Raw genomic sequence first — 20,847 nt, forward strand, 5'->3', positions numbered from 1 at the left:
CGGCAAAAGCCCTGGCCCGAAAGGCAAAGCCAAGCCGCCAGGCCGCTGCCCGGCCCCGGGCCCCCGGGGGCGAAAGCCGCGCCCCTTGGGGAATAAAACTCAGTTCGCGGGCGGCGCGGACACGCGCAGCACGTCGTTTTCCGGCTCCTTGGGAGGCAAGACGAACGAGCGTGGGTCCCGCGCCAGGTGGGTGAGCACGGCGCGGAGGAAGGGCAGGGCCTCGCGGCTGGGCACGTCCCGGGCGCGCGCGGCCACCCCCAGCGCCAGGGAGAAGGACACCCCGAAGTTGATGGCGCCCGTCAGGACCATGCCCGCCAGCGCCCACAGGAACGCGGGTTGGAGCACCACGTCGGCGCCCAGGGACGTGCCGGCCAGGGCGAGCGAACCGAGCACGAAGGTGACGTGTCGCACATCCAGCGTCAGCCCGAAGAAGCGGCCCACCACCGGTCCCAGCGCCAGCAGGAAGCCCAGCGCCACGTTGGCGCCCAGGCCCGAGGCCGCGTGCTGGAAGCCATCCGCCAGTCGTCGCGCGCGCTCCTCGCCCAGCAGCCGGCGCAGCATCGGGTGGTGGGCGAGCGCCTCCGGCAGCCGCCGGTACACGACGAAGTTCTCCAGCCAGCCTCCGGCCACGCTGCTCATCCACAGCATGACGCCGGTCATGGCCGCGAAGAGCAGCGTGCCGCTCTTCCAGGGGTGGAGCGAGGCCACCGTGGCCTGTGCCTTGGCGGGGCTCATGAACCCGTGGCCGGTGAGGAACTGGTACCCCAGCGCGAAGACGACGGCCGTGGGCGCCACCACGCCCAGGTTGCCCGCGAAGGCCGCGAGCTGGGAGCGGGTGATGCGGGGAATGAGCTCCACCAGGCTGGCCAGCCGCTCGCCCCGGGCGCCCTCGCCCACCGCGCCCGCCAGGGTGGCGGCCGTGACGGAGGGCTGCTTCGTGGCCAGCGTGAAGCCCAGGAGCTGGATGAGCAAGAAGGCCGCGGCGTAGTTCAGCCCCACGGCCATGAAGGTGAAGAAGGGCGCCAGCAGCAGGCCGGACAGGAACGTCTTGTTCGCCACCGCGACCGCGGTCACCAGGCCACCGCCCGCCGCGGAGTGCACCATGGCGTGGAAGCCCTCGCGGGTGCTGGTGATGTAGTGCTCGCCGGAGTGGCCCGCGCGCTCGATGATTTTGCGCGCCAGCATCCGCACGTTGCGCTTCACCAGCTCCACCACGGAGCGGTCCTCGTGCGCGCGCCGCAGCAGGTCCGACACGAGCGTCATCGCCTCGCGCCAGCGCGCCTCGCCCCGGGGGGAGCCCAGCACCCGGGCAATGGCCTCCATGCGCTTCAAGCCCCGGCGGATGCGCTCCAGCCGGTAGACGAGGTCCACGCTGACGCCCCGGTCCTCCAGGTGGCGCGACACGCTGGCCACCACCTGCCGGCAGTCCGCCACGCACGTGCTCAAATCCCGCAGGGTGTCTGGCGCGCCGTCTCGCGCGAGAACCGAGTCGCACAACATCCGCAGCCTCAGGAAGGGCGAGGCGCGGAAGGCCGTCTCCGGGCTGCGGTCCCGCACGTCTTCGGCCATGCCCAGCGCCGCCAACTGCACCGCCAGCAGCAGCAGGGCATCCATCAGGTCGGCGCGGACGCGGGCGGCGGGCGCGGGCTCGGGGGGCTTGGGCTCTCCCACCAGGGCCGCCAACTGCGCCAGGCGCGCGGGCGGCAACCGGGCGAGCCACTTCGCGTCGTCCGGGTGTGGGAACAGGCGCAGCAGCAGCTCCGACAACTTGCCGGGTTCGGGCACCGCGGGAAGCACGGTCCGGGCGAACCGGTCCGAGGCCTCGGCGAAGAAGCCCTGTCCGGCGGGCAGGCCCACCTGGGCGAAGAGCGTGAGTCCCCGGCAGCCTTCACAGACGGCGGCCACCAGCCGGGTGACGGCGGCGCGCATCGCGGGCTCGCCCTCGAGCACGCGCACCAGCAGGGCCAGGCGGCTGTCGGCGGGAGAGATTTCCGGCTCGGCGGCGTCCACCAGCCCGTGGGCGGGGATGCGCTCGCGCAGCCACTGCATCCAGCGTTCCACCCACTGGAGCCGCTGCTCCAGGGGGCCTTCGGGCACGTCGCACAGCAGCCGGTACAGGTCGCGCACGGCGGAGTGGCCGGGCGCCCGAGGCGCGTACTGCATGCAGAAGGCGTCCACCTCACGGGCGGAGGGCTGCGGCTTGGTCGCGGCGGGGTGGACGGGGGTGGGGTCGGTCATCGGCCAGGCAGGGGGGAGTTCGACTCTACGTGATGCGCCGCCGTCGCGAAAACCGCGGGGCGGCCGGGATGCCTGGTGGCCCGGCCGCCGGGCAGGTGCGGGCTACTTCTTCTTCACCTTCGCCAGCTCCGTGCGCATGCGCTCCAGCAGCAGATCCCAGCCGCCCTGCGCCACCAGCGGCTTGACCTGCGTGTCGCGGATGTCCTGCAGCATGGACGAGCCCAGCACCGTCACGTCCACGACCTTCCACGCGGCGGCCTCCTTCACCAGCCGGTACTTCAGCTTCATCTCCTGGGTCTTCAGCGGGTGCTTGATGAAGACGGTGGAGGCCACGGTCGCCTCGTTGCCCTGCACCTGCGCGGGCTCGTAGGTGATGGAGTCCAGGTTCTTGAAGTTGTCCCGCACGCGAGGGAAGGCGATGTTCGCGAACAGGTCCTGGAACAGCGTGACGAACTCCTTGCGCTGCGCATCGGTGCCCTTGGCCCAGTCTTCGCCGAGCAGGAACTTGCCCTGCTCCTCGCTGCCGAAGTGCTTGAGGGCCAGCGCGTCACGCTCGTAGCGCACGGACTGCACCACGGTCTTCACCGGCTTGGCGACGGCGTCGTCCTTCGCGGCGAGCGCGGGCATGGCGAAAGCGAGGGTGGCCAGGAAGGTGAGGGTACGGAAGCGGGCGTTCATGTCAGGGGTTCCTCCAGAGCGAATGCCGGACGTCTGTTAGCCCAAGGGAACGTCCGGCGCCTCGCGAAATTCACGCCTGTGGGGATGGCGGCCGTTCGGCCGAACCCGCCCGGTTGGTGGGCCCTGCCAGATTCCGAAAAGATGAATGATGGAGCCCTCTTGCGCGTTTGACTCCTCTAGGACGCGACGTTTAGTGTCCGCCCCCTGCGCGCACTCTCAGCGCAGCTTCTGAGACGACATGCCTACCGACTTCCTGTTCACGTCCGAATCCGTCACTGAAGGCCACCCGGACAAGATCGCCGATCAGATCTCCGACGGTGTGCTGGATGCCATCATCGCCAAGGACCCCCAGGCGCGCGTCGCCGTGGAGACGCTCGTCAAGACGGGCCTCGCCATCGTCGCTGGAGAGGTGACGACGAATTGTTACGTGGACATCCCGAAGATCGTCCGCAGCACCATCTGCCGCATCGGCTACACCGATAGCGCCATGGGCTACGACGGCAACACGTGCGGCGTCATGGTGGCCATCGAGGGCCAGAGCCAGGACATCGCCCGGGGCGTCGACAACAAGAAGGACCAGGGCGCCGGCGACCAGGGCATGATGTTCGGCTTCGCGTGCGACGAGACGCCGGAGCTGATGCCCGCGCCCATCCACTACGCGCACGCCATCACCCGCCGCCTGGCGGACGCGCGCCGCAAGGCGCACCCGTGGATTCGCCCGGACGGCAAGAGCCAGGTGACGGTGGAGTACCGCGACGGCCGCCCCGCCCGCATCGACGCGGTGGTGGTGTCCACGCAGCACTCCGACGAGGTCTCCAACAAGAAGATCCAGGAGGCCATCCGCGAGGACGTCATCGCGAAGGCGCTGCCCAAGAAGCTTATCGACAACAAGACGAAGTTCTTCATCAACCCCACCGGCCGTTTCGTGGTGGGTGGCCCCATGGGTGACTCCGGCCTGACGGGCCGGAAGATCATCGTGGACACCTACGGCGGCATGGGTCGTCACGGTGGCGGCGCGTTCAGCGGCAAGGACCCGTCCAAGGTGGACCGCTCCGCCGCGTACATGGGCCGTCACATCGCCAAGACGGTGGTGGCCGCGGGCCTGGCCCGCCGCTGTGAGGTGCAGGTGTCCTACGCCATCGGCGTGGCCGAGCCCGTCAGCGTGATGGTGGAGACCTTCGGCACCGCCACGGTTCCGGAAGAGCGCATCGCCCTGGCCGTCCGCAAGACGTTCGGCCTGCGCCCGCGCGAAATCACCGAGTACCTGGACCTGCTGCGGCCCATCTACCAGAAGACCGCCGCCTACGGTCACTTCGGCCGCACCGAGAAGGAGTTCACCTGGGAGCGCATCGAGGAGAAGAAGGACGCGCTCCGCGACGCCGCCAAGAGCGCCGCGCCCACGGGTGGCCGCCGCCTGAAGGCCGTCTGAGTCCGGCTGCCTGACGCCAGGCCCCGTGCTTCCTCCACGAAGCGCGGGGCCCGCAAGCACACGGGCCGTCTCCCACATGGGGAGGCGGCCCGTTGTGTTTCAGCGGATGTTTCACGCCGGTGCGCCCGCTTCCCGTCGCGGCTCAGCCGCGCATGCGGTGCTGGCCGGCCCGCGACTCTTCGGAACGGCACCGCGGGCCCTCACCCCGCGGCAGGCGGGCGAGGGCTGGTGCATCCGCTTAGTAGCGGTAGGTGTCCGGCTTGTACGGGCCGGCGGTCTTCACGCCGATGTAGTCGGCCTGCTCCTGGCTCAGCTCGGTGAGCTGCGCGTTGAGCTTCTTGAGCTGGAGGCGGGCGACCTTCTCGTCCAGGTGCTTGGGCAGCACGTAGACCTTGCCGACCTCGTAGTTGGCGCTCTGCGAGTACAGCTCGATCTGCGCGATGGTCTGGTTCGCGAACGAGCTGGACATCACGTAGCTGGGGTGGCCGGTGCCGCAGCCCAGGTTCACCAGCCGGCCCTTGGCCAGCAGGATGATGCGCTTGTTGTCCGGGAAGATGACGTGGTCGACCTGCGGCTTGATCTCCTCCCACTGGTACTTCTCCAGGGAGGCGACCTCGATTTCGTTGTCGAAGTGGCCGATGTTGCAGACGATGGCCTGGTCCTTCATCTTCGCCATGTGGTCATGGGTGATGACACCCTTGTTGCCCGTGGCGGTGACGAAGATGTCGGCCTTGTCCGCGGCGTAGTCCATGGTGACGACGCGGTAGCCTTCCATGGCGGCCTGGAGCGCGCAGATGGGGTCGATTTCGGTGACCCACACCTGGGCGGACAGCGCGCGCAGCGCCTGCGCCGAGCCCTTGCCGACATCGCCGTAGCCCGCGACGACGGCGATCTTGCCGGCGACCATCACGTCGGTGGCGCGCTTGATGCCGTCCACCAGCGACTCGCGGCAGCCGTACAGGTTGTCGAACTTGCTCTTCGTCACGCTGTCGTTGACGTTGATGGCGCGGAACAGGAGCGTGCCCTTGACGGACATCTCCTGGAGGCGGTGCACGCCCGTGGTGGTCTCCTCGGTGACGCCGAGAATCTTCGCGCTCTTGCGCGTGTACCAGGTCGCGTCCTCGGCCAGCTTCGCCTTGATGGCGGCGTACAGCTCGCGCTCTTCCTCGCTCTGGGGGTTGGCCAGGAGGCTGGCGTCCTTCTCCGCGCGCTTGCCCAGGTGCATGAGCAGCGTGGCGTCACCGCCGTCGTCCAGAATCATGTTCGGACCTTCGTGCTCGCTGCCCGCGGGGCCGAACTCGAAGATGCGGTGGGTGAAGTCCCAGTACTCCTTGAGCGACTCGCCCTTGTGCGCGAACACGGGCGTGCCCGTCTTCACCAGCGCGGCGGCGGCGTGGTCCTGCGTGGAGTAGATGTTGCACGACGCCCAGCGCACCTCGGCGCCCAGCGCCTGGAGCGTCTCCACCAGCACGGCCGTCTGGATGGTCATGTGCAGCGAGCCCGTCACGCGCGCGCCCTTGAGGGGCTGCGTCTTGGCGTACTCCTCGCGGATGGCCATGAGCGCGGGCATCTCGCTCTCGGCGATGCGGATTTCCTTGCGGCCCCAGTCGGCGAGCGACAGGTCGGCGATGGCGTAATCCTGCTTCTGGGACTTGGTTGCAGCGGTCATGGCAATGGCTCCTGGTCCAGCGGGCGCGGCGTCCGGGCGCGGGAAGTTCGGGTTGGCTTGCTGCGACGACTCACCCTCGCGAGAGACGCGGACAGGTGAGCGCCGTTGGGTGATTCCCTTCGAGCCTGGGGCCGTGTCCGGCCTCGCAGCGCTCCTCGAAGTCGTGCGGGAACCTATGAGAAGGGCCCCATCATTTCAACGAGAGACTGCCGCCCCCCAGGGCAGGCGGACAGCCTGCTTCATCCACTTTCAGACGCCCACCTGGCGGGGGAACGTGGCCAGGGTGAGGGACTCGGGCGGGACGGACAGCGCCTTGGGCTCCAGGGGGACACCGGACAGATAGCGCCAGCCGGTGCCGTCATGCCGGAAGTCGGAGCGCTCGACGAAGGAGCGGTCCTTTCCCTTCTCGAACACCTTCGCGAAGAAGAGCACCTGCGCCAGGCCGCTTTCATCCGGGGCCGCGCGGTCCATCACCACCAGCTTCGGGTACTGGTGCGCCTGGGCGAAGGCGCGCAGCTCGCGCAGCACCTCGTCCTGGGGCCGCGCGCGGTCCGGGTGGCTGGGGTGCAGCGTGTGCCACAGCCAGGTCACCTCGCGCAGGGCGAAGGCGCTGTAGCGGCTGCGCATGAGGCGCTCGGCGTCGGGCGGCTCGGCCTCGCCGCGGTGGAAGGGCGCGCAGCACTCGCGGTAGCGCTGGCCGGAGGAGCAGGGACAGAGGGGGGCAGGGGGCATGGTGCGGTCCGAGCCTACCCGTCCCGCGAGGGCCGTGGGTGTCCGTGCGTACAGAGACGGAGGAACACCCTTGCTGGAGCAAGGGAGCGGGCATACATCCGGGGGCCGCACCCTATGAGCCTCCTCGAAGCCATTGTCCTGGGTCTGGTCCAGGGTCTCACGGAGTTCCTCCCCATCAGCTCCACGGCGCACCTGCGCATCGCGCCGGAGCTGTTCGGCTGGAGGGACCCGGGCGCGGCGTACTCGGCGGTCATCCAGTTGGGCACGGTGGCCGCGGTGCTCATCTACTTCCGCAAGGACATCGTCTCGTTGGTGACGGCGTTCTTCCGCGGGCTGGCGCGGCGGGAGCCCTTCGGCACGCTGGAGGCGCGGCTGGCGTGGTTCGTCCTGGTGGGCACGCTGCCGGTGGGCATCGCCGGGCTGACGTTGAAGAAGTTCATCGAGAACGAGTTCCGCTCGCTCTACGTCATCTCGGGCAGCCTCATCGTGTTGGCCCTCATCCTCCTCGTGGTGGAGAAGCGGGCCTCGCACCAACGGACGCTGGCGGACATGCGGTGGAAGGATGGCATCCTCATTGGCATGTGGCAGGCGCTGGCACTGATTCCGGGCGCGTCCCGCTCCGGCACCACGCTGACGGGCGGCCTGTCGCTGGGGCTCAAGCGCGAGGACGCGGCGCGCTACTCGTTCCTGCTGTCCATTCCAGCCACCACGCTGGCGGGCGTCTTCGAGCTCAAGCACCTGTTGGAGGCGGAGACGCGGCCCTCCGCGATGGCGCTGTGGGTGGGGACGCTGGTGGCCTTCGCGTCGGGCATGGCGGCCATCGCATGGCTGCTGCGCTTTTTGCGCACGCGGACGACGCTGGTGTTCGTGGTGTACCGCGTGGCGTTGGGCTTGCTGCTGCTGGTGTTGCTGCAGACGGGGAAGCTGAGCCCGCTGTCGGGCACGGAGAACGTGGAGGTTCCGGGGCAGCCGGGGACGCCGCCGGTGGAGAAGCAGATTACCGACTAGCGTGAGAGGACGTGGGCCGTGAGTGTGGAGTCGCTGTTCCAGGCACTGGAGTCACGGTTGTCCTCGCGGCCCGCGCGTGAGGTGTACCTGCCGGGGTGGACCCTGCGGGAGGCCTCGGTGCTGGTGCCGGTGTTCGAGCGGGACGGCGTGCCCCATGTGCTCTTCACGCGCAGGCCCGCGACGCTGCGGACGCACGCGGACCAGTACAGCTTTCCGGGCGGCGGCCGCGAGCCGGAGGACGCGACGCCGTTGCACACGGCGCTGCGCGAGACGGAAGAGGAGCTGGGCATCGACCGGCGCGGCGTGCGGGTGCTGGGCATGCTGGACGAGGTGCCCACGATTTCGCAGTACCGGGTGCGGCCCTTCGTGGGCGTGATTCCGGGTGACGGGAAGTACGACCCGAGCGCGGAGGAGGTGGCCTTCATCCTGGAGGTGCCGCTGGCCGGCTTGCTGGACCCGGCCATCTTCCGCGTGGAGCGGAAGGAGATTCTCGGCGCGGAGCGGGACCTGTACTTCTACACGTATGGGACGCACGTCATCTGGGGCGCCACGGCGCGCATCCTTCGCGACTTCCTGAACCACGTGACGCAGGTTCCTGGCGGGTTGGGTTAGGGCAGGCGGGTTCGGAGCTGGAGCCAGGGCGTGAGCTCAGGGTGCTTCTGCTCCGCCTTCGTTTGGGGCAGGGCGTGGGCCAGGGTGTTGAGCCCGTGCTTGATTCTCCGCAGGACGCGGAGCTTCTCGACGGGGACGGCGCGGAAGTCTTCTTCCACCAGCGCCAACCATCGTGACGCCTCCTCCAGCGAAATGGTCGTGAGTCGTTGGATCCACGCGACGATGGGCTCCGAGTCGAGGACCGGGTCGCCTTCGCGCTCGCCCAGTTCGGAAATCAATCCTGCTCGCAGGTTCATTTCCGAGAGCTTGTAGGTATGGGCATCCGCGCCTGATGGAGGGTTTCGAGCGAGCGCCTCGTAGACGCGAAGCGCGATGTACGCCCAGTCCGGGCTCTGCTCTCTACGGGCCCGTGCGGCGATGGTGAAGGCGAAGACGTCCCAGTTGAAGGCGTCGCCTTCGACGGCCTCGCCAATGATGAGCCCATCGAGCCACTTCTTTACGTCCGCGAGAGACCACTCCAGGGTCGCATCCAGAAGGTCGCGAGTCGTAGCCATGCACCACAAGCTTAAGGGAAGATGATGCCTGCGCGGGCGAATGCCTGCTTGCCAATTTCGAGTGCGTTGGCGCTCACCGCAGCGGATGCCCTGTGGAGGTAGTGGCCGCTGTGCGACGTAATATTGAGTCCCGCACGAGTAGAGCCATACACGGCGATGTCCGCTTGGCCAGCGGCTAGAACGGGGTGCCCCTTGCTGGCAACCGCGTGCGAGATTTCTTTGGTGCGCCACGTGTGAGGAAGAATCAGCAACTCTCCCTCCGCGGTGACGACCCACTTGAGTTGCCCCTCGTTTGCGTAACGAACGAAGGCGGCATCTGTCACTCGCACTGGCTGAACTCCGAGTTGGCGTGCAGCCTCGAGTTCGAGCAAGAGCGCATCGGGCTTTTGGTTTTCGAGGAGTGTGGGGCGCTTGTTTGTCGCGGAATGTGCCGCGTCCTCACCTCGTGAGCCGCGCGCCGCCATGGCGACCGCGTTGGGGGCAAGGCCCACGGTCATGACGCCTTCGGCGACGGAGATGGAGCGAACGCCTCCTGCCATCGCCGCGGAGAGGCGGAAGCCCGCCTGGGTCTCCGCCGCGAGCGCCGCGCTGGCGAAGCCGGGCAGCATGGGCCCCTTGGAGGCCATGTTCGCGGCCCCTCCGCTCAACGCCGCCGTCAGCGCGAGGATGAGGACCCTGGCGCCGTTCTCCCCCATGACACGCCCGAAGCGGTGCCCCGCGTTCTCCAGCTCCTGGAACGACACGGCGCGCTCGGAGTCAGCGGAGAGTCGCTGCCAGCCCTGAACGAGATTCATGAAGGTGTCGACGCCGAGGTAGGCGACCACGTAGGCCGTCAGCGCGACAGCGACGAGCTTGGTGATGGGCTCCGGGGCGACGACGAGGAGCATGTACGCGGCCATCGCCGAGGTAATCATCGCCTTGAGCGCGAGTGGGTTGATGACTTCATGCACCGCGACCTGAGCGCCTTCCCAGACACCATCCCATGCGAAGGAGAGCGCCATCTTCCGCCGCGCGCTGGCGTCCATGAAGGAGAAGCCGTCCTCCAGGAGGGCGAGGCACTCGCCGGGGTCGCCCTGGCGGGAGCACCATGCGCCGTAGTCGCGTGCGGAGTCTGGGGGCGCCGCTGAACCCCATGACGCGTGCCGGACCCTTGGGCGCTCAGGCTCCCTGGCATCGAGAGAGAAGCGCATGTCCAGCACGAGCTGGGTCAGCACCTTTCGGAACGCGTCCTCGTCAATCTCGACGGGCTTCGCGTTCCTCGGGGGGAGGTAGACAAGGGGGTCGCCCTGTCCCGTGTCCAGGCGCACGGCCCGGGGCGTTGCGCAGCCGGCGAGGAGAACTGCCAGGAGCACTGCACCCGCGAAGCGCGATGTCATGCCACCCTCCGGAAGTGCCCGCCGCATGCGTGGGGGCACCTGTCAGGAGGTACCACCCGCCTCTGACGGCCTCGGGCCTCTTGCGTGGCCGTGGGTGGACGACACCTGCGACACCATCGAGCAGTCTGGCGGACTCCTCACGCCAAACTGTCTCGATGGCATCGCGGGCGGGTTGAAACCCGCGGCGGGTCACGTCTTCTGCTCAGGCTGCTCCGGCGTGACGTCCGTGCAGAACTCCTCTTCATCGAAGATGGGACGAAGCTCGAGTTCCGCCTCTTCGCCGGGCAACGGGGCCGGGCAACGGCGGGCCCACGTCACCGCCTCCTCCATCGACGTCACCTGCCAGAGCCAGTAGCCCGCGATGAGCTCCTTCGTCTCCGCGAACGGGCCGTCGATGACCGTCTCTCGCCCGCCCTGGAACCGCACGCGCTTGCCACGATTGCTCGGGTGGAGCCCCTCTCCGCCCACCATGATGCCGGCCTTCACCAGCTCCTCGTTGTACCTGCCCATCGCCGCCAGCGTCTGCTCGCTGGGTGCCGCCTGGGCCTCGGAGTACTTCGTCGCCTTCGCAATCACCATGACGCGCATCGCGTCCTCCTGTCGGTGCGGTCGAGCGCGGACTACGCCTTCTGCTTCCGCTCCATCTCCGCGCGCAGCTTCTCTTCCTGCGCGCGCAGCTCCGGCGTGAACTCGGCGCCGAAGTCCTCGGCTTCGAACACGGGGCGAATCTCGAGCTCGGACTCCTCGCCGGGCATCGGGTCCGGGCAGCGGCTCGCCCACTCCACCGCCTCTTCCATCGACTTCACCTGCCAGAGCCAGAAGCCCGCGATGAGCTCCTTCGTCTCCGCGAACGGGCCGTCGATGACCGACTTCTTGCCGCCGCCGAAGCGCACGCGCTTGCCACGGTTGCTCGGGTGGAGTCCCTCGCCGGCCTGCATGATGCCGGCCTTCACCAGCTCCTCGTTGTACTTGCCCATCTCCGCGAGCAGCTTCTCGCTGGGCATCACGTTGGCCTCGGAGTTCTTCGTCGCCTTCACAATGACCATGACGCGCATCGGTTCTTCCTTTGGGTTGGGGGAGGCGCTGCGTCCTCGTTCAAAATGGCGACGAATAAGCTCGGAACGGATCGACACGCGGCGAAAAAATCACGTGGCGAACCCGGCTGGGACCCCGGAAGTTTCAGCGAAACCCAGTGATATCCGCATGTTGAGGCCCGCCTGGCGCGGCGGCCGAGCCCAGCAGGCCCTCTCTGCATGCCCTCCAGGCGGCCTTGTGACGCGAGGGGGGAGCCATCACCGTCGTGGGAGTCGGGTTGGGTGCGCGGCGCGCCAGGAGGCGGACATGGTTCGTGGAGCACTGCATGAAGGGGGCCGGCTCCTCGCCGCGCTCGCGCGCTGGATGGAGGTGCCGCTCCAGGCGTTGGCGGCGGATCCGCTGCCGTCGTGGAACGAGGGGACGGTGAAGCACGCCATCATCGACTTCGTCACCCGCGCCACGACCGAGGGAGACGCCGGCTTCGTTCCCGTCGAGGCGCGCATCGCGACCTTCGACAACGATGGGACGCTCTGGCCGGAGCAGCCGCTCGTGCAGGGGGCCTTCCTTCTGAAGCCGCTCCGCTCCCGCGTGAAGGAGGACCCGACGCTGTCGAAGCGGCAGCCGTTCAAGGCCATCCTGGAGGGGGACCTCTCCGAGCTCTCCCTCATGGACAAGGCCCGGTTGACGAAGCTGCTCGGGGAGACCCATGCCGGCATGACGGAGGAGGCGTTCATCCGTGACGTCCGCACCTTCTTCCAGAACGCCCGCCATCCGAGATGGGATGTCCCGTACAACCAGCTCGCCTATGCGCCCATGCTGGAGTTGCTCCGGTATCTGCGCGCGAACGGTTTCCAGACGTGGCTTGCCTCGGCGGGAGGCATCGACTTCATGCGCGTCATCTCCGAGGCCACCTACGGCATCCCGCCCCAGCAGGTGATTGGCAGCCAACTGAAGAAGTCGCTCGACGAGGCGCACGCTCCCTCGGTGCTGCGCCGTGAGGCGCGCGTGTCCCACGTCAATGACAAGGCGGGCAAGCCGGTGGGCATCGACGAGCATATCGGCCGGCGGCCCGTCTTCGCGGCGGGCAACGTGCGCTCCGGTGGGGACATCCAGATGCTCCAGTACACGCGCAAGCGCGGTTGCCCGGGCTTCGCCTTGCTCATCCACCACGACGATGCGGTGCGCGAGTTCGCCTACGAGGAGAACGACGGCGCGTCGTTGAAGGCCGCGCGCCAGGGCGGTTGGACCGTGGTCAGCATGCAGCGGGATTGGAGGCGCATCTTCGATGGAACGCGAGTGCCCGATGAGAACGGAGGGGGATGACGAGGCGTCGTCCCGCTTTCTTCTGGACCTGGCCAAGGCCCTACATCTGGCCTACCAGCCATCGTTCCTCGTGGAGGCGCGCGTGCGCCGGGCCGCGAAGGCCTGGGGGCTGAAGACGGAGGTCTTCACGGTCCAGAGCCTGGCCATGACGCAGGTGGTGGCACCGCGACGCGCGCCCGCGGACTTCGCGCGGCTGCCCTTCAACCCGCACTGGAACCTGGGCCGCGCGGCGGCGCTCCTCCAATTGACGGATGACATCGCGGGCGGCGGCGTGGGCCTGCCCGAGGCCCGGACGAAGTTGGATCGCATCGTGGCCACGCGCTCGCCCTTCCCGAAGTGGCTCGTGCTCCTGGCTTATGGCGTGTATGGCGCGGCGGTCGCGGCGCGCGTGGGGGGCGGGTGGTGGGAGATGTTCGCGGCCCTCCTCGTGGGGGGCATCGCGGGCGTCATCCACTTCGGCACGTTGCGCTCGCAGCGGGTGGACCTGCAGAAGAGCTTCCTCGCGGCGTTCCTGGGAACGCTGGTGGCGTTCGGGCTCCGGTTCGTCTTGCCTCCCTTCGACGTGGTCCAGGCGTTGTTTGGCGGGGCCGTGCTGCTGGTGCCCGCAATGGTGGTCACGCTCGGATCGGTGGAGTTGGCGACGGAGTCCGTGGAGGCCGGCATGACGCGGCTGGTCTATGGCCTGCTGCGCTTCCTGATGCTGGGCGTGGGCATCATGGCGGCCTCGACGTTGTGGCGCTTTGTCGGTCCGCTGCCGGCATCCAGCGGCGCGCACGGATTTCCGCCTTGGGTCACCTTCTTGCTGCTGGCGGTCGGCGGCTTGGCGCTGGTGGTCTGCATGGCGGGCCGGCCGCGCGACGTGGTGGGCATCGTCGGTGGTGTGCTGCTCGCTTACGGAACGCAGGCGGGGATGAAGGCGGTGCTGGGGGAGCAGGGGAGCCCGATGGTGGCCGCGTTCGTGCTGGGCGTGGCCGGGTTGCTCTACGGCCGGGGCGGGCGGCGGATGCCGATGACCGTCATCATGCCGGGCTTGTTGCAGCTCGCGCCGGGCTTCATGGGGACGCAGGCCATCATCGCGTTGCTCGGCATGGGACGCCCGGGCACGGATGACGCCCGGTTGTTCGACGTGCTGCTGGTGGCGCTCCAGTTGGTGATGGGGCTGGTGTTCGCGACGCTGGTGGTGCCGCCGCGCACCCCCGTGGACGGCGACGGCACCGTGGCGTCGGGCTCCGGGAGCGCGTAGCGCGGCATGGAGCGCCTCGCCCGGGCGGCGGCGGTGCTCCGCCGCCCGGCGCCTCGCGTGACTACGCGTGCGACTGCTGGGAGCGGCGGACGAGCTGCTCCACCTGGTCAGCCAAGGCCATGACCTGGTCGCCGATGGCCGTCTCCTCCTGGCGCTCGCTCGCCTCCAACAACTGCCGCTTCACGCGCTCCTTGATGGGCCCGATGCTCAAGCTGCCCGGGGCCTGGCTGGGGTGGAAGTCGAGCAGGCTCTGCGCGAACTTCTGGACCAGCGCCTGCACGGGCACGAACGTGAACATCCGCTCCCCGTACCATCTCAGGTACTGGCCGGCATGGGGGCCGTACTCGAAGGGGTCCGAGCGCAGGTTGATGAGGTACGGCCACGCCGGGTCGAAGCGCTTGCCGCTGAACCACATGTCGGCGCCTTCGCCGTCCTGGTAGCTGAAGATGAGCTTCCAGTTGTCATACCGGACAGCCGCGAGGTTGCCGCTGTCGAGCACGTAGATGAACTCATGCCGGGCTCCCTGCTCCTTGCCCGCGAGCAGCCCCGTCTGGTCATACCCATCCAGGTAGACCCGGAAGGTCTTGTCGCCCACCTTGTAGCCGCGCTGGCACTGCGCCGCGAGGTCCTTGGGGCCGCCCGCCGCGGAGACCAGCGTGGGCATCCAGTCCTCGTGCGCGAAGATGTCGTTGATGACGCGCCCGGGCTCCACCACGCCCGGCCAGCGCACCATGCAGGGGACGCGCACGCCGCCCTCCCAGGTGGAGCCCTTCTCGCCACGGAACGGGCTGTTGCCGCCGTCCGGCCAGCCCATCTTCTCCACGCCGTTGTCGGTGGAGAACACCACCAGCGTGTTGTCCGCGATGCCCAGCTCATCCAGCTTGGCCAGCAGCACGCCGACGATGTCGTCCAGCTCCCGCATGGCGTCCGCGTAGAGGCCGTAGCCGGTGGCGTTCCGGTACTTCTCCTGGAGGTAGGTCCAGACGTGGGTGCGCGTGGTGTTGTGCCAGAGGAAGAACGGCTTGCCGTCCTTCACGGCGCGCTCCATGAAGTCCAGCGTCCCCTGGAGGAACTCCCCGTCCACCGTCTCCATGCGCTTGCGGGTGAGCGCGCCGGTGTCCTCGATGCGCTGCTTGCCCACCACACCCCATCGCTTGTCCTCGGTGGGGTCATGGCGGTCCGTGGCCCAGGTTCGCAGGACGCCGCGCGGGCCGAAGCGCTGCTTGAAGGTCGGGTCCTTGGGGTAGTCCGGGCACTCCGGCTCATTCTCGGCGTTGAGGTGGTAGAGGTTGCCGAAGAACTCGTCGAAGCCGTGCACGGTGGGCAGGTAGGGATTGGAGTCCCCCACGTGGTTCTTGCCGAAGTGGCCGCAGGTGTAGCCCAGCGGCTTCAGCATCTCCGCGATGGTGGGGTCGGAGTCCTGGAGCCCATACTTCGCCCCGGGCATGCCGATGGTGGTGAGCCCCGTGCGGAGCGGGTTCATGCCGGTGATGAAGGCCGCGCGGCCCGCGGTGCAGCTCTGCTGGCCGTAGCAGTCCGTCATCATCGCGCCCTCCTTCGCGATGCGGTCGATGTTGGGCGTCAGGTAGCCCATCATCCCGTGGTTGTAGGCGCTGACGTTCCACAGCCCGATGTCATCTCCCCAGATGACCAGGATGTTGGGCTTGCGCTGCGTCTGCTTGCCGTTGCCGTTTCCATTGCCCGTGGGTTTCGCCTTGCTTGCCATGTGTCGCCTCCTGGACAGGAGGTGTGCATGCGGAGCCGTGGTGTCATGGTCTGGGAGGAGGGGGCGTTCCAGCGCCGGGTCGCGGGTGTTCGGGATGGGCGCCACCGCTGTCCGTGTCTCTCAGGAAATGACGGACCGCTGCTCCCACGGTGGCGTGCACGTTCTCCGGGCCCAGCCGCTCCAGCAGTCCGGTGCGCCGCAGCAGCGCGCGCAGCGGCGCCCGGGCTTCGGCGATGCCCAGCACCACGCCTTCTTCCTTGAATTCGCGGCGCAGCTTCTCCAGCCCCTCCGCCGCGGTGACGTCCATGTCGAACACGGCGGACGCGTCCATCACGAACCACCGCACGGGTACGTCCGCGTTGGAGACCAAGGCCCGGGCTTGCTCCCGCAGATGTCGCGCGTTGGCGAAGAACAGCGGTGCATCGAAGCGGTAGATGATGAGCCCGGGCACCGTCTCCGCGTTCTCGGCCCGCTCGATGTCGTGGTAACCGGGGACGCCCTCGCGCTCGCCGAGCACCGCGTCGTGGGGCCTGGCGGCCCGGCGGATGAGGTCCGCCAGCGCGAGCGCCACCGCGACGAGGATGCCCTGGAGGATGCCCAACACCAGCACGCCCACCATCGTCACGCACGCGAGCACCGCCTCCACGCGCCGCACTCGCCACAGGTCGATGATGGCTTGGACTTCCAGCAGGTACACCGCGGCCACGAAGACGATGGCGCCGAGCGTCACCATGGGCAGGTCGTGCAGCAGGGGCGTGAGGAACAGGGCGAACACCAGCACCACGCCGGAAGCGAGCACGCCCACCAACTGGGTCTGCCCACCCATGGAGACGTTGACGGCCGTGCGCGAGTCGCTTCCCGTCACGGGGAACCCCTGGCTGAAGGCATTGGCGAGGTTGGCGGCGGCCTGCCCGAGGAACTCCTGATTGCTGTCCAGCCGGTAGCGAAACTTGTCGGCGTAGAGCCGGCCTGTCAGCACGGAGCTGGCGTAGTTGACGAGCGCCAGGCTGAAGGCGGCGGGGAGCAGCGCCCGCACGTCCTCGAAGCGCAGGGATGGCAGGCCCGGAGCGGGGGGCTCCGCTTCGAGAGGCCCCACGACCTTGATGCCCCCGTGCTCCAGTTGGAACAGCGCCCCCGCCGCCGTGGTGAGGACCACCAGGATGAGCGGACCGGGCGCCTTGGGAAGAAGCCGCCGCAGCAGCACGAGCGTGGTGATGACGCCCAACCCCAACAGGAGCGTTGGGACGTGGGTCTGGTGGAGGTGGGTGGCCACCTCGAACACCTGGCCCGAGAACGTGTCGGCGTGGCGTTCCAGCCCAAAGAGCCGCGCGAGCTGGCTGCCGATGATGATGAGCGCGGCGCCATTGATGTAGCCGATGAGAATGGGCTTGGACAGGAAGTCCGCGAGCGCGCCGACCTTGAGCAGTCCTCCGAGCAGGCTCAACACGCCGACCAGCAGCGCCAGCAGCGCCGCCAATGATGCGTAGCGAGCGGCGTTCGCCCCCGCCACCACCGGGGCGAGCGCCGCGGCGGTGAGGATGGCGGCACCGGCCTCCGGGCCGACGATGAGGTGCCGCGACGGGCCGAACAGCGCATAGGCCAGCATGCCCACCACACCCGCGTAGAGCCCCGCCGCCGGACGCACGCCCACGAGCTGCGCATAGGCCAGCCCCTGGGGGATGAGCATCGCGCCGATGGTGAGTGCCGAGAGCAGGTCCGCGCGGAACCAACGGCGCTGATAGCCGCGCGCCTGTCGCAAGCCCGGTGGACCCCGCCGCACCGTCCGCCATGTCCGCGCCACCAGGTCGCTCGCCACCATCCCCCCTTCGCGCGGGTGTCCCCGTGACACGCTGCGAACGCTGGGGCCGCTTCGCAATTCACGGCGTCGCGCGGGCGGCTCCTGGCATGGCCGCTCGCCCCTGGGGATTTGCGCGCTGGAAGCACCATCCCCATCTCCCAGGCGCGAGCACCGATGGCCCGGCTCGGACCGAAGGCCCAGGGAAGGAGCCGGACAGCCGCACCCTTCGCTCAAGGCCACCCGCCTTGACGCCCGTCCTGGGAGGAGCCTCCACATGCCAACGTCCGCGGTCTCCTGGCTCTCGCGCGCTGTCCCCTTCATCGCTTCGGTGCGCGGCTACCGCGCCGCGTGGCTGAAGCGGGACGCGGTGGGGGCGCTCACCGTCACCGCCCTGCTCATCCCGGAGGGGATGGCCTACGCGGAGCTGGCGGGCCTGCCCCCGACGGCCGCCTTCTACGCGGCGCCAGCGGGACTGGTGCTCTACGCGCTCTTCGGCAGCTCGCGCCAGCTCATCGTGGCGGTGTCTGCGGCGGTGGCGGTGCTGTCCGCCGCGACCGTGGGTGCGCTGGCACAGGTGGGGTCGCCCCGCTTCGTCGTCCTGACGGCGGCCCTGGCCATGCTGGCGGGGCTCATCTCGCTGCTGGCGGGCGTGCTGCGGCTGGGCCGAATCGCCCAGTTCTTCTCCGCTTCCGTGCTCACCGGCTTCGTCTTCGGCCTCGCGCTCATCATCGCCATCAAGCAGGTGCCCAAGCTCTTCGGCATCGAGGGCGGTGACGGAAACTTCTTCGAGCGGTCGTGGTTTCTCCTCACGCACCTGGGCGCCACACATCGCGTCACGCTGCTCGTGGGCGCTGGCAGCCTCATCGCGCTGTTTGCGCTGGGGCGCGTGTCGAAGCGCCTGCCCGCGGCGCTGGTGGTGCTGGCGCTGTCCATCGCGGTGACGGCGCTGTTGGGGCTGGACTCGCGTGGGGTGAAGGTGGTGGGCAAGGTGACGGCGGGCCTCGTTCCTCCCCAGGTGCCGCAGGTGGGTTTGGGAGATTTGCTGCGCCTGCTGCCCGGCGCGTGCGGTATCGCGCTGGTGGCCTTCGCCGAGGCCATTGGCCCGGCGCGGATGCTCGCCGCGCGTCATGGCTACGAGGTGGATGCCAATCGCGAGCTCGTGGGGCTGGGCGCCGCCAATGTGGGCGCCGGGCTCTTTCGGGGCTTCTCCATCGGGTGCAGCCTGTCCAAGTCCGCCGCCAACGACGCCGCCGGGGCGCGCACCGAGGTCTCGGCGATGCTTGCCTCGGGCTTCACGCTGCTCGTCGCCCTGTTCCTCACGCCGCTCTTCCGCCTGTTGCCGGAGGCCACGCTGGGCGCCATCGTGGTGGTCGCCGTGTCGGGAATGATGGACGTGCGGGAGGTTCGGCGGCTGTACCAGGTTCGGCGGGCCGACTTCCTCGGGGCCTTCGTGGCGCTCCTCGGCGTGCTCGCCCTGGACGTCCTGCCGGGACTGCTGCTGGCGGTGGGGGTGTCGCTCTTCCTCACGGTGTACCGCGCGAGCCTGCCGCGGCTGAGTGAGCTGGGCCGTGTCCCGGGGGCGCTTGCCTTTGGAGACGTGCGGCGGACGCCGCGCCCGCTGACGGTTCCGGGCATGCTCATCCTTCGCCCCAACGAGGGCATCTTCTTCGCCAACGCCACGTCGCTGCGCGATGAAATCATGACACGCGTGCGACAGGCCGGTCCCCACCTGCAAGCGGTGCTGTTGGATTTGGAGGTGACCGCGGACCTGGATGTCCCTGGCGCGGACATGCTCGCGGCGCTTCATGACGACCTGGCCCGGCGGCGGTCGACGCTGATGCTGACCCGGGTGATGGCCCCCACGGGCCGGATGCTGGAGCGCGCCGGGGTGACGGCGAAGGTGGGCGCGGAGAACCTCTACCCGCAGGTCCTGGACGCGGTGGTGGAGCACCTGGCTCGCGCTCCCGCGGTGACCCCCCAAGGGAAGGGGCTGTTGCGAGACGGCCTTCACCGATTGCGCCTGCTGGTGGATGAGGCCAGCGCCACGCTCGACTCGGACGAGGGCGCTGACCGCGAGCGGCTCCTGACGTTGGGGCGGCGCCTGAGCCGGGCGGAATCCGCGCTGGGAGCGATGCGGCCCGGGCAGCACTGAAGCGTCGCCCGCCGCGCTGGGAGAAGGCGCGCCCTGACCCAGGCGCTGGACCGGCGTCAGCGATGCAACGCGCGTTCGGACTTCCAGGGGGCTTGGTGGACGACGGGGGACGGCACACTGTCTGCCGCTGTCCCATGTCCCCCGCTCTCGCTCGCCCGTGGCGCCTGGTCGCGGCGGGCCTGATGTGCTGCCTCGTCATGGCGTGCGCCGCGGCGCCGCCTCGCTCGCCCTTGCTCGAGCGCGTCGGCCGGTCGGACCTGAGCGTCGCCGCGCTGCGGGTCCAGGTGAGGGATTTGGCGCGCCGCCTGCCTGGGATGCTGGAAGCGGCGGCGGACGGCATCGCCGCGGACTCGGACTCGCGGGAGGTCCACCGGGCGATGCTGGCGTTCAAGAGCAACGGCGTGCCCATCCTCCAGGCGACGCTGCTCCAGCCCGACCCGGTGGCGGGGCTGGTGGATGCCTGGGCGCTGCTCGCCCAGCTCCAGGACGCGCTGCCCCGGCGGGCCGCCCGCGCGCCGCCCGCGCAGGTGCGGCAAGCCCAGCGCGAACTGGAGGCCATGGAGTCGGAGGTCATGGCGCTCTGGGAGGACCTCTCCGGCCACGAGGACATCTCGCATGCGCGCGCGCTCATCCACCAGTGGGCCACCGAGCACCCCTTGACCGGCTCGCTCACCGCGCGCGAGTCCACCGCGCCGCTGCTGGCCACCGTCTCCACGCGCTCTGGTGTCAGCCCGCTGGGCGCGGCGGCGGTGCTGCTGGAGGACGCCCGCGACCTCACCACCCGGATGGACCTCTATGCCGCCAGCCTTCCCCGGCAGGCGCGGTGGCAGGCGGAGCTCGCGGCGAGCGATGCGGCGGACCTCCCCGTCCTGGGCGTCGCCCTGGGCGAGTTGAAGCGCGCGGTGGACCTCCTCGGTCAGCTCGACGCCCTGGCCGCCGGCGTCCCGGCGCTGGTGTCCCGCGAGCGGGCCGCCGTGCTGTCGGAGCTGGAGCAGGAGCGGCGGTCCCTCCAGGCGTTCGTCTCCGCTGAACGCCAGGCGCTCATGGGGGATGTGGACCGCGAGCGCGCGGCGGTGATGGCGGACCTGCGCGCGGAGCGCGTCGCCGCGCTCCAGCAACTGGATGGGCTGGCGCGAGGCTGGGTGGACCACGCCTTCGGACGGGCGGCGCGACTTCTGGGCCTCGTCTGTCTGGCGGTGTTCGTCCTGTTGCTGGGGGTGGGCGTGGTGCTCGCGGTCGCGCGAGGGCGGTGGGGGCGCGCCGCCGGGTGACGC

At 69.3% G+C, this 20,847-nt stretch carries 17 protein-coding genes and 1 riboswitch; of the genes, 7 read left to right on the top strand and 10 right to left on the bottom strand.

Features of this window, described 5'->3' with window-relative positions; translation table 11 throughout:
• Positions 1-99: 99 nt before the first annotated feature.
• Together A176_RS01760 and A176_RS01765 are read right to left on the bottom strand one after the other, a co-directional pair.
• Positions 100-2,238, bottom strand: a complete 2,139-nt coding sequence (locus tag A176_RS01760; RefSeq protein WP_044890509.1) for a site-specific recombinase — start codon at positions 2,236-2,238, stop codon at positions 100-102.
• Positions 2,239-2,340: 102 nt separating this feature from the next.
• Entirely contained in the window at positions 2,341-2,916 is a 576-nt protein-coding gene (locus A176_RS01765; RefSeq protein ID WP_002633185.1) for a Tgt2/MlaC family protein, read from the bottom strand.
• A 238-nt stretch (positions 2,917-3,154) separates the two neighbouring features.
• Here A176_RS01765 and metK point away from each other — a divergent pair, with 238 nt between their 5' ends.
• Positions 3,155-4,345, top strand: coding sequence for a methionine adenosyltransferase (gene metK, locus A176_RS01770; protein WP_002633184.1), 1,191 nt, complete (start codon positions 3,155-3,157; stop codon positions 4,343-4,345).
• A 238-nt stretch (positions 4,346-4,583) separates the two neighbouring features.
• On the opposite strand, the gene ahcY is transcribed toward metK, so the two are convergent.
• The gene (gene ahcY, locus A176_RS01775; protein WP_002633183.1) at positions 4,584-6,014 is read right to left on the bottom strand and encodes an adenosylhomocysteinase; all 1,431 of its coding nucleotides are present in this window, start codon (positions 6,012-6,014) and stop codon (positions 4,584-4,586) included.
• Between the two features lie 90 nt (positions 6,015-6,104).
• Positions 6,105-6,175: riboswitch (S-adenosyl-L-homocysteine riboswitch) on the bottom strand.
• 88 nt (positions 6,176-6,263) lie between these two features.
• Positions 6,264-6,746 (bottom strand): YchJ family protein, encoded by a 483-nt coding sequence (locus A176_RS01780; RefSeq protein ID WP_002633182.1) that lies wholly within the window; start codon positions 6,744-6,746, stop codon positions 6,264-6,266.
• 114 nt (positions 6,747-6,860) lie between these two features.
• Here A176_RS01780 and A176_RS01785 point away from each other — a divergent pair, with 114 nt between their 5' ends.
• Positions 6,861-7,754, top strand: coding sequence for an undecaprenyl-diphosphate phosphatase (locus tag A176_RS01785; protein ID WP_002633181.1), 894 nt, complete (start codon positions 6,861-6,863; stop codon positions 7,752-7,754).
• An 18-nt stretch (positions 7,755-7,772) separates the two neighbouring features.
• On the top strand, positions 7,773-8,366 hold the full coding sequence (locus A176_RS01790) for a CoA pyrophosphatase (protein ID WP_002633180.1): 594 nt from the start codon (positions 7,773-7,775) through the stop codon (positions 8,364-8,366).
• Here the strand turns inward: A176_RS01790 and A176_RS39555 are convergent.
• The 4 genes from A176_RS39555 to A176_RS01810 all read right to left on the bottom strand — a co-directional run bounded on the left by A176_RS39555 (position 8,363) and on the right by A176_RS01810 (position 11,351).
• Complete coding sequence (locus tag A176_RS39555) at positions 8,363-8,920, bottom strand: hypothetical protein (RefSeq protein WP_002633179.1); 558 nt, start codon at positions 8,918-8,920, stop codon at positions 8,363-8,365. The two genes, A176_RS01790 and A176_RS39555, sit on opposite strands and share 4 nt — an antisense overlap.
• Before the next feature lie 11 nt (positions 8,921-8,931).
• Positions 8,932-10,296 carry a SitA5 family polymorphic toxin gene (gene sitA5, locus A176_RS01800; protein ID WP_021781414.1) on the bottom strand — a complete coding sequence of 455 codons (1,365 nt, stop codon included), beginning with the start codon at positions 10,294-10,296 and terminating at the stop codon, positions 8,932-8,934.
• A 189-nt stretch (positions 10,297-10,485) separates the two neighbouring features.
• Positions 10,486-10,884, bottom strand: coding sequence for a YciI family protein (locus tag A176_RS01805; RefSeq protein WP_002633177.1), 399 nt, complete (start codon positions 10,882-10,884; stop codon positions 10,486-10,488).
• Positions 10,885-10,916: 32 nt separating this feature from the next.
• Positions 10,917-11,351: a YciI family protein gene (locus A176_RS01810; RefSeq protein WP_002633176.1), complete on the bottom strand. Its 435-nt coding sequence runs from the start codon at positions 11,349-11,351 to the stop codon at positions 10,917-10,919.
• Between the two features lie 286 nt (positions 11,352-11,637).
• On the opposite strand from A176_RS01810, the gene A176_RS01815 reads away from it, so the two are divergent.
• Entirely contained in the window at positions 11,638-12,654 is a 1,017-nt protein-coding gene (locus A176_RS01815) for an HAD family hydrolase (RefSeq protein ID WP_002633175.1), read from the top strand.
• Positions 12,617-13,897: a threonine/serine exporter family protein gene (locus A176_RS01820; protein WP_002633174.1), complete on the top strand. Its 1,281-nt coding sequence runs from the start codon at positions 12,617-12,619 to the stop codon at positions 13,895-13,897. The genes A176_RS01815 and A176_RS01820 overlap by 38 nt, the downstream gene beginning before the upstream one ends.
• Positions 13,898-13,958: 61 nt before the next feature.
• Here A176_RS01820 and A176_RS01825 read toward each other — a convergent pair whose 3' ends face one another.
• A complete protein-coding gene (locus A176_RS01825; RefSeq protein WP_002633173.1) occupies positions 13,959-15,623 on the bottom strand; it encodes an arylsulfatase in 1,665 nt (554 codons plus the stop codon).
• 43 nt (positions 15,624-15,666) lie between these two features.
• Entirely contained in the window at positions 15,667-17,442 is a 1,776-nt protein-coding gene (locus A176_RS01830; protein WP_002633172.1) for a SulP family inorganic anion transporter, read from the bottom strand.
• A 253-nt stretch (positions 17,443-17,695) separates the two neighbouring features.
• Between A176_RS01830 and A176_RS01835 the strand changes: the two genes are divergently transcribed.
• Positions 17,696-19,573, top strand: a complete 1,878-nt coding sequence (locus A176_RS01835) for a SulP family inorganic anion transporter (protein WP_002633170.1) — start codon at positions 17,696-17,698, stop codon at positions 19,571-19,573.
• A 134-nt stretch (positions 19,574-19,707) separates the two neighbouring features.
• Positions 19,708-20,844 carry a chemotaxis protein gene (locus A176_RS01840; RefSeq protein ID WP_144429482.1) on the top strand — a complete coding sequence of 379 codons (1,137 nt, stop codon included), beginning with the start codon at positions 19,708-19,710 and terminating at the stop codon, positions 20,842-20,844.
• The last annotated feature ends 3 nt before the right edge of the window (positions 20,845-20,847 follow it).

This window comes from Myxococcus hansupus, from assembly GCF_000280925.3.
In the GTDB taxonomy this organism is placed as follows: Bacteria; Myxococcota; Myxococcia; order Myxococcales; family Myxococcaceae; genus Myxococcus; species Myxococcus hansupus.

Excerpts from the sequence above, each read along its gene's own strand:
- A176_RS01760 (WP_044890509.1), bottom strand. The coding sequence starts at position 2,238 with ATGACCGACCCCACCCCCGTCCACCCCGCCGCGACCAAGCCGCAGCCC.
- A176_RS01765 (WP_002633185.1), bottom strand. The coding sequence starts at position 2,916 with ATGAACGCCCGCTTCCGTACCCTCACCTTCCTGGCCACCCTCGCTTTC.
- metK (WP_002633184.1), top strand. The coding sequence starts at position 3,155 with ATGCCTACCGACTTCCTGTTCACGTCCGAATCCGTCACTGAAGGCCAC.
- ahcY (WP_002633183.1), bottom strand. The coding sequence starts at position 6,014 with ATGACCGCTGCAACCAAGTCCCAGAAGCAGGATTACGCCATCGCCGAC.
- A176_RS01780 (WP_002633182.1), bottom strand. The coding sequence starts at position 6,746 with ATGCCCCCTGCCCCCCTCTGTCCCTGCTCCTCCGGCCAGCGCTACCGC.
- A176_RS01785 (WP_002633181.1), top strand. The coding sequence starts at position 6,861 with ATGAGCCTCCTCGAAGCCATTGTCCTGGGTCTGGTCCAGGGTCTCACG.
- A176_RS39555 (WP_002633179.1), bottom strand. The coding sequence starts at position 8,920 with ATGGCTACGACTCGCGACCTTCTGGATGCGACCCTGGAGTGGTCTCTC.
- sitA5 (WP_021781414.1), bottom strand. The coding sequence starts at position 10,296 with ATGACATCGCGCTTCGCGGGTGCAGTGCTCCTGGCAGTTCTCCTCGCC.
- A176_RS01805 (WP_002633177.1), bottom strand. The coding sequence starts at position 10,884 with ATGCGCGTCATGGTGATTGCGAAGGCGACGAAGTACTCCGAGGCCCAG.
- A176_RS01810 (WP_002633176.1), bottom strand. The coding sequence starts at position 11,351 with ATGCGCGTCATGGTCATTGTGAAGGCGACGAAGAACTCCGAGGCCAAC.
- A176_RS01815 (WP_002633175.1), top strand. The coding sequence starts at position 11,638 with ATGGTTCGTGGAGCACTGCATGAAGGGGGCCGGCTCCTCGCCGCGCTC.
- A176_RS01820 (WP_002633174.1), top strand. The coding sequence starts at position 12,617 with ATGGAACGCGAGTGCCCGATGAGAACGGAGGGGGATGACGAGGCGTCG.
- A176_RS01825 (WP_002633173.1), bottom strand. The coding sequence starts at position 15,623 with ATGGCAAGCAAGGCGAAACCCACGGGCAATGGAAACGGCAACGGCAAG.
- A176_RS01830 (WP_002633172.1), bottom strand. The coding sequence starts at position 17,442 with ATGGTGGCGAGCGACCTGGTGGCGCGGACATGGCGGACGGTGCGGCGG.
- A176_RS01835 (WP_002633170.1), top strand. The coding sequence starts at position 17,696 with ATGCCAACGTCCGCGGTCTCCTGGCTCTCGCGCGCTGTCCCCTTCATC.
- A176_RS01840 (WP_144429482.1), top strand. The coding sequence starts at position 19,708 with ATGTCCCCCGCTCTCGCTCGCCCGTGGCGCCTGGTCGCGGCGGGCCTG.